Raw genomic sequence first — 16,681 nt, 5'->3', positions numbered from 1 at the left:
GCACCTAGCGCTTGACGGGCAAGGGCGACTGCTTCTGCGTCGCTTCCGCAAGCGTACGGTACTCATCCGTACCGCCGGCTCCCGTGATCGCGATCTGCGCTGGCCCGGTGGGACCGCTCAACCGTGCCGTCCACACCGACTCGGGATCGGAGCTCTCGTACACGACCCACGTCACCCCGTCGACGTCCTGGGTGCCCGACGCGTACGAATCCGGCTTCATCGAGGAGACCAGCGCGGCCTCGTCGGCGTTGCTCTGCGTGAGGCTGAGGTACATGCCGCTCGGCGCGAGGTATCCGACCCGCGACAGCACCGCACGGCCATGTTGACCGTTCGGCAACGTCAGACCGCCGTCGATGCCACCGCGGCTGCCGGAGTTCGCCTGCCAGCCCTCGGGAAGCGCGGGCAGCCGGATCGGGATCTTGAGTGCATCGGCATCGGCCTGCAGCGCGGCCGGGGCGTCGAATTCGGGAGCCGGTCCGGGCCCGGGGCCACTGCCCTGGAACGAGCACATGCCCAGAAGTCCTGCGAGCACGACACAAGCCACCACCAGCGGAGCCATCGACCAGAACATGTCACGGCCGTCTTGCAGGAGCCGTGACTTCGCCGGCTTGGGGGCCGGGGTGGGCTGGGTGGTCATGCTTGCCAGTATCCCAGCCCGCCGACCGGCGCCGTCAGCGCGGTAAGTGCAGGCGGCCGTCGATCCGGATCGGGACAACGGGGTCACCGTCGCGCAATTCCGCAGGCAACAGCTCGGCCGGAGCGTTTTGCCAGACCATCGGCCGCAGAAATCTGCGGATGGCGGTGGCCCCGACTGACGTGTGCAGCGTGTTGGTCGCCGGCCACCGGCCGCCGTGGTGTTGGGCCCACGACACCCGCACCCCGGTCGGGAATCCGTTCAACACGATGCGTCCACTGCAGTCACGCAGTTCGTGCAGCGTCTCCTTCAGCCGCTCGACATCCCCGGGTTCGTGGTGCACGGTCAAGGTCAGTGAGGACGGCAACGCGTGAATTGCCGCGATCACGTGAGCTTCGGTGTCGTAGCGCGCGATCACCGTGAGCGGTCCGAAGCACTCGTCGATCAACCCTTCCCGGATCGCGGCGGCGTGAATGCCGAGCACCGCGGGAGATACGGCGTAACCGTCCTGCGCGGCGCGCCCGCGGACCAATGTGGTGAACGGAGCTCCGACCGCGTTCAGGTAGTCGACGAATGACTCGTGGATACGTCTGTTGAGAAGCGTTGCGGGTGATGTTGTTTCAGCGGCGGAGCACAGCGCCGCGACGAGCGCGTCGCCCGCATCGCCGCGCGGGACGAATATCAGACCCGGCTTGGTGCACAGCTGGCCTGCCGAGGTCGTGAACGACGCCGCGGCCGCGGCTCCGATCTCGGCTCCCCGCGCCTCGGCTGCCGCCGCGGTGACGATCACCGGATTGATACTGCTGAGCTCGCCGTAGAACGGGATCGGATCGGGCCGGCGGCCGATGACGTCCATGAGCGCCCGCGCCCCGGACAAGGAACCGGTGAAGCCGACGGCCTGAATTTCCGGGCGGCCGACCAGCGTCGCACCCGCGGCCTGCCCGTGCACGATGCCGAGGCTTCCGGCAGGTGCGCCCGCCGCACGCGCGGCCTCACCCATGATGTCGAAGATTCGCTGCGAGGTCGCCGCATGCGAACCGTGGGCCTTGACGATCACCGGGTTACCGGCCGCCAGCGCCGAGGCGGTGTCGCCACCGGGTACCGAAAACGCGAGGGGGAAGTTGCTGGAGCCGAAGACGGCCACCGGGCCCAACGGCACGAGCATCCGTCGAACATCGGGAGCGGGGCCGAGTGGGGTGTCCGCGGCGTGATCGACCGCCGCCTCGAGATAGCCGCCTTCGGAGACGACGTCTGCGAACATCCGCATCTGCAGAACCGTTCGTGTCAGCTCCATGCCGAGGCGGTCACTTCCGATTGCCGTCTCCCGGTCAGCAATCTGCACGATGTCGTGACGTGCGATTTCCAGCCCGGCGGCGATGGATGCGAGAAGCTCGGCACGACTCCGCCTGCCCATCGCATCGAGTCCGGCGACGGCGCGCACGGCAGCGCCCGCGAGAGCCGCCACTTCGTCTGGCGAGGTTTCCTCCGCTACCACGCCGGTTGTGCGGCCGGTACGGGGATCGACACTCATCACGGATGTCATACATCAACCTCTCATCGCGTTTACCGGTTTGCTGCTTCACGGTTGTCGACCCCGTTGACAAACTGTGATCGGGGCCACTAACCTCCTCGATGCACTGATGTTAGCGCTAACATAACATCCGAACGAAACCCCCGAGGTTCCCTTATGCAAAGCACCAAGACCCCCAACCGGTGGGTACCGGTATCGGCCAGCGCCATGGGCACGGTGATCGAGTGGTACGACTTCTTCCTGTACTCCTCGGCAGCCGTGCTGGTGTTCAACAAGCAGTTCTTCGGCGATGTGAGCCCGACGGTCGGGACCATCATCGCGTTCGCGACCTACGCGATCGGTTTCGTGGTCCGGCCGCTCGGTGGCCTGGTGTTGGGCAACCTCGGTGACCGCGTCGGCCGCAAGCCCATCCTGCTGGCCACCGTGACCATGATGGGCATCAGCACGATTCTCATCGGCCTGCTGCCCACGTTCGACGCGATCGGCTACTGGGCTCCCGCGCTGCTGATCCTCCTGCGGGTCGTTCAGGGCTTCGGTGCGGGCGCCGAATACGGCGGCGCTGTCGTCGTCGCCGGTGAGTCGGGCACCGTTCGGCGCGGCTTCTTCACGTCCATCCCCGCCGCGGGTGTTGACATCGCGATGATGCTCGCGACCGGCATGTTCGCCTTGTTCGCACTGCTGCCCGAACAGGATTTCGACGCTTGGGGCTGGCGAATCCCGTTCCTGCTCAGCGCCGTTGGCCTGGTGGTGGCAGTGTTCATCCGGCTCCGCATGGAGGAGACCGAGGATTTCAAGCAGATCGAGGGCACGGCTCGGAATTCCGAGCTCTCACCGATGCACCGCCTGATGAAACACCACCGCGGCAAGTTCTTCATCGCGGCAGGCGTGAACTTCGGCGGGTCACTGACCTACATATTCCAGACCTTCGCGCTCGCGTACGCGATCAACAACCTGGGCTACCCGAAGGTCGCCTCACTTGTCGGAATCATGCTCAGCGGCCTCATCGGCGCCGCCGCCACGGTGTTCTGGGGCTATCTCTCCGATCGAGTCGGCCGCCGCCCCGTCATCATCGGCGGCGCACTGTTCCTGATCGTGTTCGTCGTGCCGTTCTTCCTGCTGCTACAACTCGGCTCGATCTGGTTGCTCTACCTCGCGGTGATCGTCGCCCACATCGCCGACCGTGCGATCTTCGGCGTCCAGGCGTCCTTCTACGCCGAGTACTTCCCCACCTCGGTGCGGTTCTCCGGGATCGCCGCCGCACGTGAGCTCACGTCGGCTTTCGTCGGCGGCCCGCTGCCGCTGATCGCCACCGCGATGGTGGCCGCGAGCGGCGGAAGCCCATGGGCGGTGGCCTCTTTGGTGGCCGTTCTCGCCGGGGTGTCGGCGTTCTCGACGTGGAAGGCGCCGGAGACCAACGCCGCCATCAGCGGGTATGACGCCGATCGAGACGACGCATCCGCAGCATCGGCGCAACCCGCCGCCGACGCTCGACTCTGACGGACACGACAAGCAAAGGACACGCAATGTCTGCACCATCCGGCATCCTCTCGGGCTACCGGGTGCTCGACTGCTCGATCGCCATGGCGGGACCGTTCGCCGCCCAGCGGCTCGGCGATCTCGGCGCCGACGTGATCAAAGTTGAACCCACCGCCGGCGAATGGCAACGGCACGCCCCGGCGGGCGGCGCGGTCGGAAACGAGATCAACGTCTCGTTCCTGTCGCTCAACCGCAACAAGCGATCGCTGGCCGTCGACCTCAAACATCCTGAGGGAAAACACCTCCTGCGAGAACTGGTGGCATCGGCCGACGTATTCCTGCAGAACTATCGGCCAGGCGTGGCCGGCCGCCTGGGCGTGGATTACGAAAGTCTGCATGAGATCAATCCCGCCCTTGTCTACGTGTCGATTTCGGGCTACGGCGAGGACGGTCCGTACGCGCAGCGGCCCGGGCAGGACCTACTCCTGCAGGCGATGAGTGGCGCGATGCTGTCCTCCGGCCGAGCCGGCGATCCGCCGCAGGCCGCCGGGCAGTACCTGGTTGACGCAGTCACCGCGTCGACGGCGTTCGAAGGTGTGCTGGCCGCCTTGCTGCACCGCGAACGAACCGGTGAGGGACAAAAGGTCACGGTCAACATGCTGGACGCGATCGTGACCCTGCAGATGCAGGAACTGTCGGTGTTCGCCCAAGGCGGCGTACCTCAGGAACGCAGCGATCAGCCGCACGGCCACGTCTACATCCGGTCTCCCTACGGAACTTTCGCGACGACCGACGGCTTCCTCGCACTGTCGATGCCAGATCTACCCACCCTGGCCGAATTGCTCGACGAGCCGCTGATCGCCGAGGACCCGGCCTGGCCGCAGTCAGCGGCCGAACGGGACCGCGTGTTCGAACTGACCGCGAACCGGCTGCGCACCCGCTCGACCGAAGAGTGGCTGGCGCTTTTCGAGCCCGCAGGCATCTGGTGCGCGCCGGTGTACGGGTACGCCGACGTGCTCGCCGACCCGCAGATCATCCACAACGAGACCTTCGTTCGCTACCAGCACCCCACCGAGGGCTCGGTGGTGACACCCGGTTTCCCGTACGGCTTCTCGAAGACACCGGCTGAGATCCGTTTCGGCGCTCCGATGGTCGGTGAGCACAGCCGGGAAGTACTGGCCGAGATGGGCATCGATGCCGAGCGGATCGAGGCGCTGATCCACGCAGGCGCGGTCGCCGACCTGATCTCGATCAAGGAACACGTCCGTTGACCGCACTCGCCGGCCTCACGTGGGACCACCCCCGCGGATATGCGGCCTTGGATGCGGCACAGCGCGAGCAGGCTGCGCCCGCCTGCGAAATCGTGTGGTCGCGTCAGCCGCTGGAAGGGTTTGAATCCGCACCGATCGCCGAGACCGCGAGTCACTACGACCTGATCGTGCTCGACCATCCGCATATCGGTGAGGCGATCGACACCGCGGCGTTGCGGCCGATCGATGAACTGGTCGATGCGGCAACACTCGCCGAGTGGGGCGCGGGCACCGTCGGTGCGTCGTTCGATTCCTATTTCGTCGACGACCGGCAGTGGGCGGTGCCGCTGGACGCCGCCACCCAAGTGTCGGTCGGGACCCCGGAGATCGCCGGCGACATGCCGCGCACCTGGGCCGAGGCCGTCGAGTTCGCGCGCGACGTGCCGACGTCGCTGCCGTTGGGTGGACCGCATCCGTTCTTGACGCTGTGCGCGATCGCGCTCGCCGAAGGCGCGGCGCCCGCCGCCACGCCGGACTGCTTTCTGCCCGAGGACGTGGTGGCCGTGGCCCTGATGACCATGCGGCAGGTCGTCGGCAGCGCCGACGGCAACGTCAACCCGATCGGGTTGCTGGAGCGCATGAGCACCTCGGCCGGTCCGCAGTACTGCCCGCTGGTGTACGGCTACGTCAACTACGCCGAAACCGCCCTGGACCGGCCGCTCACCTTCGCCGATGCACCCCGCGGCTCAGCCGGTATCGGTTCGGTGCTGGGCGGCACGGGCATCGCGGTCAGTGCGCGGTGCGCTCCGGCGCCGGAGCTCGCCGCGCATCTTCGGTGGTTGATGACACCGGAGACGCAGTCATCGTTCGTTGCACACCATCACGGCCAACCGAGCCATCGCGCGGCGTGGGAAAGCCCCGATCTCAACGCTGAATTCGGTGAGTTCTACCGCAACACCCGCGCCACGGTCGACGCCGCCTGGGTCCGTCCCCGCTACCACGGCTTCATCGCCGTGCAATCGCATGGCGCCGAGCATGTTCGCCAGGCCGTACGTGGTGACATGACACCAGGTGAGCTGTCCGAGAGGTTGACGGCCCTGCACCACAACGCATCCCGGAAGGTGCCCGCATGACATCTCCCGTACTCTCTGCCGAGATCTCGTTGAACGTCGACGGGTATGTCGCGGTGATCACGATCGACCGCCCGGCGAAGCTCAACGCGATGACCCCGGCGATGGCCGCGGATCTGGTCACCGCCGTCCGCTATTGCAACGACTCCGACGTTGTCCGTGTCGTCGTACTAACCGGCGCGGGAACCAAATCGTTCAGCGTCGGCTCCGACATCACGGCGCTCCATTCGTATGCGACGCCGTGGGATTTCCGCAATCGAACGGACTACTGTGACGCGATCCGACGCCTGCGCAAGCCGACCATCGCCGCGGTCAACGGTTACGCCCTTGGCGGCGGTTTGGAGACCGCACTATCATGCGACATCCGGATCGCCTCCACCACAGCAAAATTCGGCGCACCCGAGGTGAAGCTCGGCTGGATCGGCGGTGGCGGCATGTCGGCGTTCCTGGCTCGGGCCGCGGGACCGAGCAACGCCGCGCTCATGTTGATGACCGGAGACCCGATCGACGCGCAGCGCGCACTCGACTGGCATCTGGTCAGCGAGCTCGTCGAACCCGACGCGCTCGTCGAACGCGCCGTCGCCATTGCGGGCACCATCGCGGCCCGCGCCCCGATCGCGGCCGAGACCGCGAAGATCAACCTGCGCGCCGCCGCGAGCATGCCAGAAGATCAGGCCCTGGAATACGAACGCGACCTGCAGACAATCTGTTTCGCCACCGACGACGCCGCCGAGGGCCGTCGCGCGTTCGCCGAGAAACGCACACCTGAATTCCGGAGGCGGTGATACGCATGCCCCCCACACCGACCTGGCCGCCCACGGTGGCCACCACACTGCCGGTCGATCACCAGCGCGCCACCGTGGTGGGCCGGGTGTTCCGCGCCGATGTCGGAGGCCCGTCGGTCGTCACGGTCCGCGACGGTGATCTGCTGGATATCACCGCGACGTTCCCGACGATGCGTGACGTGGCCGAACATCCCGATCCGGCCGACGCGGTGGGCGGCGCCGTGGGTGAACACATCGGCTCCCTCGCCGACACGTTGGCGAGCACTCCTCCGGAATACGCTGCCGCTCAACGTAATCATCTTCTCAGCCCGATCGATCTGCAGAGCGTGAAGGCGGCCGGGGTCACATTCGTCGCGTCGATGCTCGAGCGCATGATCGAGGAGCGCTCCCGCGGAGACGCCGAGAAAGCCGAGCACTTCCGCAGACACATCGTGGAACTCACCGGCGCCCATCTCGCCGACATCGCGCCGGGTTCCGCGGCGGCGGCGCAAATCAAAGAACTGCTCGTCGCCGAGGACGCCTGGAGCCAGTATCTTGAGGTCGGCATCGGCCCGGACGCCGAGATCTTCACCAAGACGGCGCCGATGTCCTCGGTCGGCACGGCCGTCGACATCGGGGTGCATCCGCGGTCGACCTGGAACAACCCGGAACCCGAAGTGGTGCTGCTGATCTCGTCGACATGTCGCATCGTCGGCGCCACGTTGGGAAACGACGTCAACCTGCGCGATTTCGAGGGCCGGTCGGCGCTACTGCTGACGAAGGCCAAGGACAACAACGCATCGTGCGCCATCGGACCGTTCGTGCGCCTGTTCGACGACGGGTTCGACCTCGACACCGTGCGAAACTGCGACGTCGAGCTGCGGGTGCACGGCAGTGACGGATTCGTGCTCGACGGGCGGTCGTCGATGAAGCAGATCAGCCGCGACCCCGAAGAACTCGTGGCGCAGCTCACCGCGACGCATCAGTACCCCGACGGAGCGGTGTTGTTCCTCGGCACCATGTTCGCGCCGACGGACGATCGCGACGTGCCCGGCCAGGGCTTCACCCATCACGTCGACGATCTGGTGAGTATCGGCACGCCTTCGTTGGGCACCCTGGTCAACCGGGTCCGGACCAGCGATCAGGTCGCGCCGTGGACGTTCGGGACCGCTGACCTCTTCCGCAACCTCGCCGCGCGGAAGCTGCTGTGACACAGCATGGCTCGTTCGACCTCACCGGTTCGACGGCGCTGGTCACCGGGTCATCCGCCGGTATCGGCCGGGCCATCGCCAGCGCACTCGCCGGCGCGGGCGCCGAGGTGGTCGTCACGGGCCGCCGCGACACGCACGTGGCGGAGACCGTCGAGCAGATCCGCTCAGCGGGTGGATCCGCGTCAGGGCATGTGCTCGACGTCCGGTCGGCCGCGAGTGTGTCGGCGTTGTTCGACACACTCGACCGCGAGCACCGTCGCATCGACATCCTGGTGAACAACGCCGGAGTGCAACTGCGCAAACCGCTGCTCGAGGTCACCGAGGAGAACTGGAACAGCGTGCTCGACGCCAACCTCACCGGCGCGTTCCGGATGGCCACCCAGGTCGCCCGTCGACTGATCGCGCAGCGCAGGCCCGGCAAGGTCATCAACATCGCGTCGTTGACCAGTTCGATCACCCGCCCGGGCGTCGGCGTCTATGCGGCCTCCAAGGGCGGGTTGCTCATGCTGACGCGCGCCATGGCCGCCGAGTGGGGGCCGCACGGCCTGCAGGCCAACGCGATCGGTCCGGGTGTGCTCGCCACCGACATGACCGCCGAACTCGCCACCGACCCTGACTACGACGCCTGGCTGCGCACACGTACCCCCGCTGGGCGGTGGGGCACCGCCGACGACGTGACGGGGGCGGCGGTGTTCCTCTCCTCGCCGGCTTCGGACTTCGTCAACGGCCAGATCCTCTACGTCGACGGCGGCGTCACGGCCGTCATGTGACTGCCTTCCCGGCGCCGCAACTAAGCTCCGGTAAGTGGGGCATACGGAGGCCGGCGATGACAGGCGGTGAGGAACGGCGAAGGCGCGCTGCCGCAGCAACCAGCACGGCGACGATGGCCGACGTCGCCGAGCTCGCCGGAGTATCCGCACAGACAGTCAGTCGCGTTCTGCGCCAGCCGCATTCGGTATCGGAGACGACACGGCGCAAAGTACATGAAGCCATTCGGGCGTCCGGGTACGTGCCGAATCGCGCCGCCAGCCACCTCGCTTCCAACCAGAGCCACACCGTGGCGGCCATCCTTCCGGTGCTGTCGGCGTCGGTGTTCGCCGACACCATGCAGGCCGCCTCGGCCGTGCTCAGCCCCGCGGGTTATCAGATGCAGCTGGGCTACACCGACTACCGAACCTCAACCGAAGAGGATCTGATCCGGAACTTCCTCGGCTGGCGCCCGGACGGGTTTTTCATCGTGGGTGCGCTGCACACGCCTGAGGCGGCTGCGATGCTGCGCTCGGCCGATGTCCCGATCGTGGAAACCTGGGGCTGGAGCGACCAGCCGCTCGATCTGCTCGTCGGTTTCTCCAACCGCCGAGCAGTCGCCGACCTCGTTCGCGCCCTGGCAGCAAAGGGACACGAGAAGCTGGCTTTCGCCGGGGTGCTCGCGCCCGGCGACGAACGCGCCGCCGAACGCCGGGCGGGGTTCACCGAAGTCGTCGAGGAACTCTTCCCGGAGCAGCCGCTGCGCATCGTGAACCTGGCCGAGGAGCCGGTCGCGATGCGCACCGGCCGCAAGTTGCTCGAGCGCGTCGTCAGCGAACATCCGGACGTGACCGCCGCGGTGTTCTCCAGCGACATCTTCGCCGCAGGCGCGATCCTCTCGGCGAAGCAGCTGGGCATAGACGTGCCGGCAGACCTCGCGATCACCGGCTTCGGCGATTTCGAGATCTCGGCCATGCTCGAGCCGGCCCTCACCACCGTCGCGATCGATGCCGAGGAAATCGGAGCCCGCGCGGCCGAGATACTGCTCGACCGTATGCGCGGCGAAGAGCCCCAGGCTCGCCAGCTCGACGTGGGTTACACGATCCGCATGCGTGACAGTGCGTGATCTGCGGGAATACATGGTTCGCAGGATCTTGCAAACGCAAACTGCTACTGGATCGATACCGATCAATCCGATGCAGTCGCCCGCATCCCGCCTCCCAATTGACGAGCCTGTTCTGGGAGAATCACCGCCATGAGTCCCACGCGCGGCGAAGCCCCGGATCGAAACCTTGCCCTTGAACTCGTCCGGGTAACCGAGGCGGGAGCCATGGCCGCGGGCCGTTGGGTCGGCCGCGGCGACAAAGAAGGTGGTGACGGTGCCGCCGTCGACGCCATGCGCGAGCTGGTCAACTCCGTCTCGATGCGCGGTGTCGTGGTCATCGGCGAGGGCGAGAAGGACAACGCCCCGATGCTCTACAACGGCGAAGAGGTCGGCAACGGCGACGGCCCGGAGTGCGACTTCGCGGTCGACCCGATCGACGGCACCACGTTGATGAGCAAGGGCATGCCCAACGCCATCTCGGTGCTCGCGGTCGCCGAACGCGGCGCCATGTTCGACCCGTCCGCGGTGTTCTACATGAACAAGATCGCCGTCGGGCCCGAAGCCGTCGACGCCATCGACATCACCGCCCCGATCGGTGAGAACGTCCGTCAGGTCGCCAAGGCCAAGGGCCTGTCGGTTTCGGACATGACCGTCTGCATCCTGGACCGCCCGCGGCACGAGAAGCTGATCGCCGACGTCCGTGACACCGGCGCCCGGATCCGGCTGATCTCCGACGGCGACGTCGCGGGCGCGATCTCCGCGTGCCGCCCGCACTCCGGCACCGACATGCTTGCCGGCATCGGCGGCACGCCCGAAGGCATCATCGCCGCAGCGGCGATCCGCTGCATGGGCGGAGCGATCCAGGCCCAGCTGGCACCCAAGGACGACGAGGAACGCCAGAAGGCCGTCGACCGCGGCTACGACCTGGACGAGGTCCTGGTGACCGAGCACCTGGTATCCGGTGAGAACGTCTTCTTCTGCGCCACCGGCGTCACCGACGGCGACCTGCTCAAGGGTGTGCGCTACGCGAGCGGCGGCTGCACCACGCAGTCGATCGTCATGCGGTCGAAGTCGGGAACGGTCCGGATGATCGAGGCCTACCACCGGCTGTCCAAGCTCAACGAGTACTCCGCGATCGACTTCACCGGTGACTCGTCCGCAATCCAACCCCTGCCCTGACAACCCACACATCCAAAGGGAGCACATGTCCGACAAAGCCGTCGACGCATCAGGTGAAGGCGAGTACCGCATCGAGCACGACACCATGGGCGAGGTCCGGGTTCCGGTCAACGCCCTGTGGCGCGCGCAAACCCAGCGGGCAGTGGAGAACTTCCCGATCTCGTTCCGCGGTCTTGAGCGCACCCAGATCCGGGCACTCGGCCTGCTGAAAGCGGCCTGCGCTCAGGTCAACAAGGACCTCGGCCTGCTCGCGCCCGAGAAAGCCGACGCGATCATCGCCGCGGCCGGTGAGATCGCCGACGGGCAGCATGACGATCAGTTCCCGATCGACGTGTTCCAGACCGGCTCGGGCACGAGCTCGAACATGAACACCAACGAGGTGATCGCCTCGATCGCGGCCCGCAACGGCGTGACGGTGCATCCCAACGACGACGTGAACATGTCGCAGAGCTCCAACGACACGTTCCCCACCGCGACCCACATTGCCGCAACGGAAGCTGCTGTGCGCCACCTCATTCCGGCGCTCGAGGTGCTGCACGAGTCGCTGGCCGCCAAGGCGCGGCAGTGGCGGACCGTCGTGAAGTCGGGCCGCACGCACCTCATGGACGCCGTCCCGGTGACGCTGGGCCAGGAGTTCGGCGGCTACGCCCGCCAGATCGAGGCAGGCATCGAGCGCGTCAAGGCCACGCTGCCGCGCTTGGGTGAGCTGGCCATCGGCGGCACCGCCGTCGGCACGGGCCTCAACGCGCCCGACGGCTTCGGCGCCAAGGTCGTCGAGGTGCTGGTCGACCAGACCGGCCTGGCCGAATTGCGCACGGCCGTCGACTCTTTCGAAGCCCAGGCCGCCCGCGACGGGCTGGTGGAGGCCTCGGGCGCACTGCGGACTATCGCGGTGTCGCTGACCAAGATCGCCAACGACGTGCGCTGGATGGGCTCGGGCCCGCTGACCGGTCTGGCCGAGATTCAGCTGCCCGACCTGCAACCGGGCAGCTCGATCATGCCGGGCAAGGTCAATCCCGTTCTGCCGGAAGCCGTTACCCAGGTGGCCTGCCAGGTGGTGGGTAACGACGCCGCGATCGCGATGGGTGGCGCCTCGGGGGCTTTCGAGCTCAACGTGTACATCCCGATGATGGCGCGCAACCTGCTCGAATCGTTCACGTTGCTGTCGAACGTGTCGAAGTTGTTCGCCGCGCGCTGCATCGACGGCCTGGTCGCCAACGAGGCACACCTGCGTGAGCTGGCCGAGTCCTCGCCGTCGATCGTGACGCCGCTTAACTCGGCGATCGGCTACGAAGAGGCCGCAAAGGTCGCCAAGCAGGCGCTCAAGGAAAAGAAGACCATCCGCCAGACGGTGATCGACCGTGGGTTGATCGGCGACAAGCTTTCTGAGGCCGAGCTCGACAAGCGCCTCGACGTGCTCGCCATGGCCAAGGTCAAAGACGGCGACTGACGCTCTTTCTTACTGCGCGAGCAGTCCCCCGCTTGCGGGGACTGCTCGCGCAGTTGTCCCGGAAGGGACTTTCTGCTCTACCACCGCACATCGCGCACCGGCATCGTGGAGGAGTGACCACCAGGCTTCCCGACGCCGAGACAGTGCAAACGGCACTGTCGCTGGCGGTTCGCGCGCCATCGGTGCACAACTCGCAGCCGTGGCGCTGGCGGGTGGGCGCCGACCGTCTGTATCTGTATGCCGACCGCACGCAACATCTGCCTGCCACCGACCCCGACGGCCGCGACCTGATGCTCAGCTGCGGCGCAACCCTGCACCACTGTGTCGTCGCACTGGCCGCGCTGGGCTACCGGGCCACCGTGCACCGGTTTCCCGACCCGACCGATCCCGATCTTCTTGCGATGCTCACCGTCGGGCCGAGTGTCCCCATCGACGCCGACCTGACGCTCGCTGCCGCCATCGGCCGGCGCCACACCGACCGCCGCCACTACAGCGACCGTGAGGTCTCCCCCGCCGATATCGCGTTGATGGGCGCAAGAGCCGCGCGAACCGGCGTGACGCTGCGACGCGTCGAATCGTTCACCGAACTCAGCCGCATCATGGACGAGGCGGTCTCGCACCACATCTCCGACCGCGAGTACCTCAACGAATTGGCCAGGTGGAGTGGGCGTTTCGCGAGCCGCGGGTCCACCGGATCCGCGCTCGCGCAGCCCGCGAGGCCGGCCACCATCTCCGACCAAGGTGTGGTCGTGGCGCTCGGTACCCGCGACGACGACGATCTGGCGCGGCTACGGGCCGGGGAGGCGACGAGCCTCGTGTTGCTCACCGCGACCGCCCTGGGGCTGTCGACCTGCCCGATCACCGAGCCGCTCGAGGTGGCACAGACGCGGGCGGCGTTGCGCGACGAGATCTTCGATTGCCGCGAGCATCCGCAGATGCTCATCCGGGTGGGCTGGTCCGTCGACGACGCCGACCCGCTGCCCGACACCCCGCGCCGCCGAACGACATGGCCGTCATCCCGGTAACGGCACCGTCCAAAGCAGTGAAGTTCCCCCGCCTGAACGGTTTTCGACGATCAATTGCCCGCCCGACTGAGCGGCTCGTTCACGCAGATTGATCAGTCCGCTCTCGGTGACCGGCCCGGTGATACCGCGGCCGTTGTCCGCGACTTCGATGCTCAGATCGTCGTCGACCTTGACCCGAACCATGAGTTCAGTTGCGCCCGAATGCCTTACCGCATTGCTGACAGCCTCGCGCAGCACGGCCTCGGCATGGTCGGCCAGCCCGGAATCCACGACTGACAGTGGGCCGACGAACTGCGTGGTGGTGTGCAAACCCGCACCGGCGAACTGGGATATGACCTCGTCGAGTCGCTGCCTCAGCCGTGTCGTCCCGACCTGTGAGCCGTGCAAATCGAAGATGGCCGTGCGGATGTCCTGGATGACCGCCTGCAAGTCGTCGACGCTCGCGGCGAGCCGCTCCTGCACTTCGCCGGACCGGGCCCGCGGGATCGTGCCCTGCAGGGACAAGCCAACCGCGAACAGCCGCTGGATCACGTGGTCGTGCAGATCTCGCGCGATGCGGTCGCGGTCGGTGAGGACGTCGAGTTCCCGCATCCGCCGCTGTGAGCTGGCCAGCTGCCAGGCGAGCGCGGCCTGATCGGCGAACGCGGCCATCATCTCCAGCTGCTCGGCGGTGAACGGACGGGTGTGTTCATCCCGGAGTGCGACGAGAACGCCCGCGACGGTATCGGTAGCCCGCAACGGCAACACCAGGGCCGGTCCGGCCAGGCCCTGAACGCCGACTTCATGGCCGTCGACCCGGCGTGGCGTGCGATCCAGATATGCCCGGCCGACCGCCGTCCCACCGACCGTGATCGTCGCCAGCGCGGCGCCCTCCGGTACCGCTCCGGCGGTCTCGGCGACCACGAGTTCGTCGACGTCGGCGGCCTCCGGATCCGCGGGGACGGCCACGAGAGTGCCCTGAGCATCGGTGAGCTTGAGCGCCTCGGCCGCGACCAGGCGGAACACCGTGACCGGATCCGTCCCGGACAGCAACTCGGTGGCGATGTCGCGCGTCGCGGCGATCCACGACTGACGTGCCTGCGACTGCTCATAGAGCCGGGCGTTGTCGACGGCGATACCCGCGGCGGCGGCCAGCGCCTGCACGAGGACTTCGTCGTCTTCACTGAACGGCTGGCCGTTGGTCTTGTCAGTCAGGTACAGATTGCCGAAGACCTTGTCCCTGGTACGTACCGGGACACCGAGGAACGTCCGCATCGGCGGATGGTTGGACGGAAAGCCCACCGATGCGGGGTGTAGCCGAATGTCTTCCAGCCGAATGGGTTTGGGGTCATCGATCAAGACGCCCAGGACACCGCGGCCTTCCGGCAGCGGCCCGATCTTGTGCCGGGTCTCCTCGTCGATGCCCTCGTATATGAACTCGGTGAGTTCGTGGCCATCGCCGCGCACACCCAGCGCACCGTAGCGGGCGTCGACGAGTTCGATCGCGGTGTGCACGATGGTCTTCAGCGTGACGTCGAGCTCGAGACCCGATGTCACCACGAGCATCGCCTCGACCAGGCCATCGAGCCGATCCCGGCCCTCGACGATCTGCTCGACACGATCCTGGACCTCGCTGAGCAGTTCGCGTAGCCGCAGCTGCGAGAGCGTGTCACGCAACGGCGCCATCCGTTGCTCCTCGTCGGGAACCGACCCCTGCCCAGTCACGTCCCCCATGCTGGCATTGCGAGCGGTGGCGCACCAACCTTCTCCGGTCTTCGAATGTCGGGCTACGCCATCGCCCCAGGCACCAGTGCAAGGGTGCCCAGCGGGGTGGCCCGCGTCGGCACCACGCTGATCTGAGCCAGCCGCGTCACCGCCCGGTCGATGCCCGCGGCAAGTCTGTCCACATCGGGCGCCGCGTCATAGTCAGCGGTGATTCCGAACGCGAGATGGTCGGCGTAGCTGACGATGGCCACCGCGGTGCGCAAGCGGAGGGCAAGCGGAGGCACCGGGAGCAAGCGGACGACCTCGCTGCCCATGACCCGCAGCCGGTGGCGCGGCCCCGGCACATTGGTCGCCAACATCGCCACACCGCGCTGCGGAAGCCGCGTCAGGGCACGCACTGCCCAGGCCGTCAGGGCGAACGGTATGGCATTGGCCGCCACGACGAATGCGCTGCCCGCCTGCCGCTGCCCGCTTGCCTTGGCCCTCGTCATCCGGTCGTGTACGGCGTGCAGCTGCGTGACCGGGTCGGCCTTGTCGACGGGCAGGTAGGGCAGCATGACCGAGACCCGGTTGTCGGTCACCTCGGCCGCCGACTGGGATCGCACCGACACCGGCACGAGGGTGGGCAGCGCGTTGGCCGCGGGCTTGGCACCGCGGCCGATCAGCAGCGACCGGAAACTGTCGGTGATGGCAGCAAGAGCAACGTCGTTGACCGTGACGTCGAATCGCTCGCATATCCGCGCCACGTCGGCCAAAGACACCTCGACGCCCGCGAACCGGCGCCGGTCCGTGACCGGCCCCGTCAGCGCCGATTCAGCCGGCCTCAACAGACTGCCGACGATCTCACCCGCCCCCTGGAGGATGTGGGTCGCCGCTGCGGTCAGTTCCTGAGAGGTGTGCCAGGCCCCGGCAACCCAGTCGACGGGGTTGATCGACGGCAGCGGCAGCCGGAACCCGCCGCGACGCGCGCCGGCACGAGTGCCTGGCGCAGTCACGTTGCTGTCCGGGTCGTCGCAGAGCCGGGCAAGCAGGTGCGAGGCCGCCACGCCGTCGGCGATGCAGTGATGGATCTTCATCAGGATCGCCCACCGGTTGCACGGCAACCCGTCGACCACCCAGCACTGCCAGAGCGGATGGTCGCGGTCCAGCCGCCGCTCCATGACCTCGGCCACCCATCGATACAGGGCGCTGTCATCCCCGGGCCGGGGCAGTGCCGCGCGGCGAACGTGTCGGGTCATATCGAGGTTCGGGTCGTCGACCCATTGCGGCGCACCGAGATCCAGCGGACGGGTCTTCAGCACCTGGCGCAGTCGAGGCACCGCGATCAGCCGTTCCGCAAGGCCGGCCACGAGCGATTCGAACTCGGGCATCGGACCTGCCATCACCGCAAGGGCACCGATCGCGAGACTCACATGCGGGTCGGAGTCCTCGACCTCGAGGAAACCCGCGTCCAGGGCTGACAGCCGCTCCATGGC

The 16,681-nt window shown here is 67.3% G+C and carries 14 protein-coding genes; 10 read left to right on the top strand and 4 right to left on the bottom strand.

All coding sequences use genetic code 11. The features are described from left to right. Positions 1 to 4 precede the first annotated feature (4 nt). Positions 5 to 637 (bottom strand): DUF4245 domain-containing protein, encoded by a 633-nt coding sequence (locus ACRCUN_RS07060; RefSeq protein WP_462140912.1) that lies wholly within the window; start codon positions 635 to 637, stop codon positions 5 to 7. Positions 638 to 671: 34 nt separating this feature from the next. Next, positions 672 to 2,177 (bottom strand): aldehyde dehydrogenase family protein, encoded by a 1,506-nt coding sequence (locus ACRCUN_RS07055; protein ID WP_462140911.1) that lies wholly within the window; start codon positions 2,175 to 2,177, stop codon positions 672 to 674. Between the two features lie 144 nt (positions 2,178 to 2,321). On the opposite strand from ACRCUN_RS07055, the gene ACRCUN_RS07050 reads away from it, so the two are divergent. The 10 genes from ACRCUN_RS07050 to ACRCUN_RS07005 all read left to right on the top strand — a co-directional run bounded on the left by ACRCUN_RS07050 (position 2,322) and on the right by ACRCUN_RS07005 (position 13,502). Further along, entirely contained in the window at positions 2,322 to 3,662 is a 1,341-nt protein-coding gene (locus ACRCUN_RS07050; protein ID WP_462140910.1) for an MFS transporter, read from the top strand. A gap of 26 nt (positions 3,663 to 3,688) precedes the next feature. Beyond that, a complete protein-coding gene (locus tag ACRCUN_RS07045) occupies positions 3,689 to 4,912 on the top strand; it encodes a CaiB/BaiF CoA transferase family protein (protein WP_462140909.1) in 1,224 nt (407 codons plus the stop codon). Next, positions 4,909 to 6,024 (top strand): hypothetical protein, encoded by a 1,116-nt coding sequence (locus tag ACRCUN_RS07040; protein WP_462140908.1) that lies wholly within the window; start codon positions 4,909 to 4,911, stop codon positions 6,022 to 6,024. Before ACRCUN_RS07045 ends, ACRCUN_RS07040 begins: the two co-directional genes overlap by 4 nt. Beyond that, entirely contained in the window at positions 6,021 to 6,806 is a 786-nt protein-coding gene (locus ACRCUN_RS07035) for an enoyl-CoA hydratase/isomerase family protein (protein WP_462140907.1), read from the top strand. Before ACRCUN_RS07040 ends, ACRCUN_RS07035 begins: the two co-directional genes overlap by 4 nt. Before the next feature lie 5 nt (positions 6,807 to 6,811). After that, on the top strand, positions 6,812 to 7,996 hold the full coding sequence (locus ACRCUN_RS07030) for a fumarylacetoacetate hydrolase family protein (protein ID WP_462140906.1): 1,185 nt from the start codon (positions 6,812 to 6,814) through the stop codon (positions 7,994 to 7,996). Next, positions 7,993 to 8,766, top strand: coding sequence for an SDR family oxidoreductase (locus ACRCUN_RS07025; protein WP_462140905.1), 774 nt, complete (start codon positions 7,993 to 7,995; stop codon positions 8,764 to 8,766). Before ACRCUN_RS07030 ends, ACRCUN_RS07025 begins: the two co-directional genes overlap by 4 nt. A gap of 56 nt (positions 8,767 to 8,822) precedes the next feature. After that, the gene (locus ACRCUN_RS07020; protein WP_462140904.1) at positions 8,823 to 9,869 is read left to right on the top strand and encodes a LacI family DNA-binding transcriptional regulator; all 1,047 of its coding nucleotides are present in this window, start codon (positions 8,823 to 8,825) and stop codon (positions 9,867 to 9,869) included. Between the two features lie 129 nt (positions 9,870 to 9,998). Continuing rightward, positions 9,999 to 11,027 (top strand): class II fructose-bisphosphatase, encoded by a 1,029-nt coding sequence (gene glpX / locus ACRCUN_RS07015; RefSeq protein WP_462140903.1) that lies wholly within the window; start codon positions 9,999 to 10,001, stop codon positions 11,025 to 11,027. Positions 11,028 to 11,052: 25 nt separating this feature from the next. Then, entirely contained in the window at positions 11,053 to 12,477 is a 1,425-nt protein-coding gene (locus tag ACRCUN_RS07010) for a class II fumarate hydratase (protein ID WP_462140902.1), read from the top strand. Between the two features lie 113 nt (positions 12,478 to 12,590). Beyond that, complete coding sequence (locus ACRCUN_RS07005) at positions 12,591 to 13,502, top strand: Acg family FMN-binding oxidoreductase (protein WP_462140901.1); 912 nt, start codon at positions 12,591 to 12,593, stop codon at positions 13,500 to 13,502. Here the strand turns inward: ACRCUN_RS07005 and ACRCUN_RS07000 are convergent. Both ACRCUN_RS07000 and ACRCUN_RS06995 read right to left on the bottom strand, forming a co-directional pair. Beyond that, positions 13,491 to 15,215, bottom strand: coding sequence for a GAF domain-containing sensor histidine kinase (locus ACRCUN_RS07000; RefSeq protein ID WP_462140900.1), 1,725 nt, complete (start codon positions 15,213 to 15,215; stop codon positions 13,491 to 13,493). The genes ACRCUN_RS07005 and ACRCUN_RS07000 overlap by 12 nt on opposite strands. Positions 15,216 to 15,268: 53 nt before the next feature. Continuing rightward, on the bottom strand, positions 15,269 to 16,678 hold the full coding sequence (locus ACRCUN_RS06995; protein ID WP_462140899.1) for a WS/DGAT/MGAT family O-acyltransferase: 1,410 nt from the start codon (positions 16,676 to 16,678) through the stop codon (positions 15,269 to 15,271). Positions 16,679 to 16,681: the final 3 nt, after the last annotated feature.

This window comes from Mycobacterium venezuelense (assembly GCF_054919535.1).
This window is presented reverse-complemented; position numbering and strand designations above follow the sequence as displayed.

Excerpts from the sequence above, each read along its gene's own strand:
- ACRCUN_RS07060 (WP_462140912.1), bottom strand. The coding sequence starts at position 637 with ATGACCACCCAGCCCACCCCGGCCCCCAAGCCGGCGAAGTCACGGCTC.
- ACRCUN_RS07055 (WP_462140911.1), bottom strand. The coding sequence starts at position 2,177 with ATGACATCCGTGATGAGTGTCGATCCCCGTACCGGCCGCACAACCGGC.
- ACRCUN_RS07050 (WP_462140910.1), top strand. The coding sequence starts at position 2,322 with ATGCAAAGCACCAAGACCCCCAACCGGTGGGTACCGGTATCGGCCAGC.
- ACRCUN_RS07045 (WP_462140909.1), top strand. The coding sequence starts at position 3,689 with ATGTCTGCACCATCCGGCATCCTCTCGGGCTACCGGGTGCTCGACTGC.
- ACRCUN_RS07035 (WP_462140907.1), top strand. The coding sequence starts at position 6,021 with ATGACATCTCCCGTACTCTCTGCCGAGATCTCGTTGAACGTCGACGGG.
- ACRCUN_RS07030 (WP_462140906.1), top strand. The coding sequence starts at position 6,812 with ATGCCCCCCACACCGACCTGGCCGCCCACGGTGGCCACCACACTGCCG.
- ACRCUN_RS07020 (WP_462140904.1), top strand. The coding sequence starts at position 8,823 with ATGACAGGCGGTGAGGAACGGCGAAGGCGCGCTGCCGCAGCAACCAGC.
- glpX (WP_462140903.1), top strand. The coding sequence starts at position 9,999 with ATGAGTCCCACGCGCGGCGAAGCCCCGGATCGAAACCTTGCCCTTGAA.
- ACRCUN_RS07010 (WP_462140902.1), top strand. The coding sequence starts at position 11,053 with ATGTCCGACAAAGCCGTCGACGCATCAGGTGAAGGCGAGTACCGCATC.
- ACRCUN_RS07000 (WP_462140900.1), bottom strand. The coding sequence starts at position 15,215 with ATGGGGGACGTGACTGGGCAGGGGTCGGTTCCCGACGAGGAGCAACGG.
- ACRCUN_RS06995 (WP_462140899.1), bottom strand. The coding sequence starts at position 16,678 with ATGGAGCGGCTGTCAGCCCTGGACGCGGGTTTCCTCGAGGTCGAGGAC.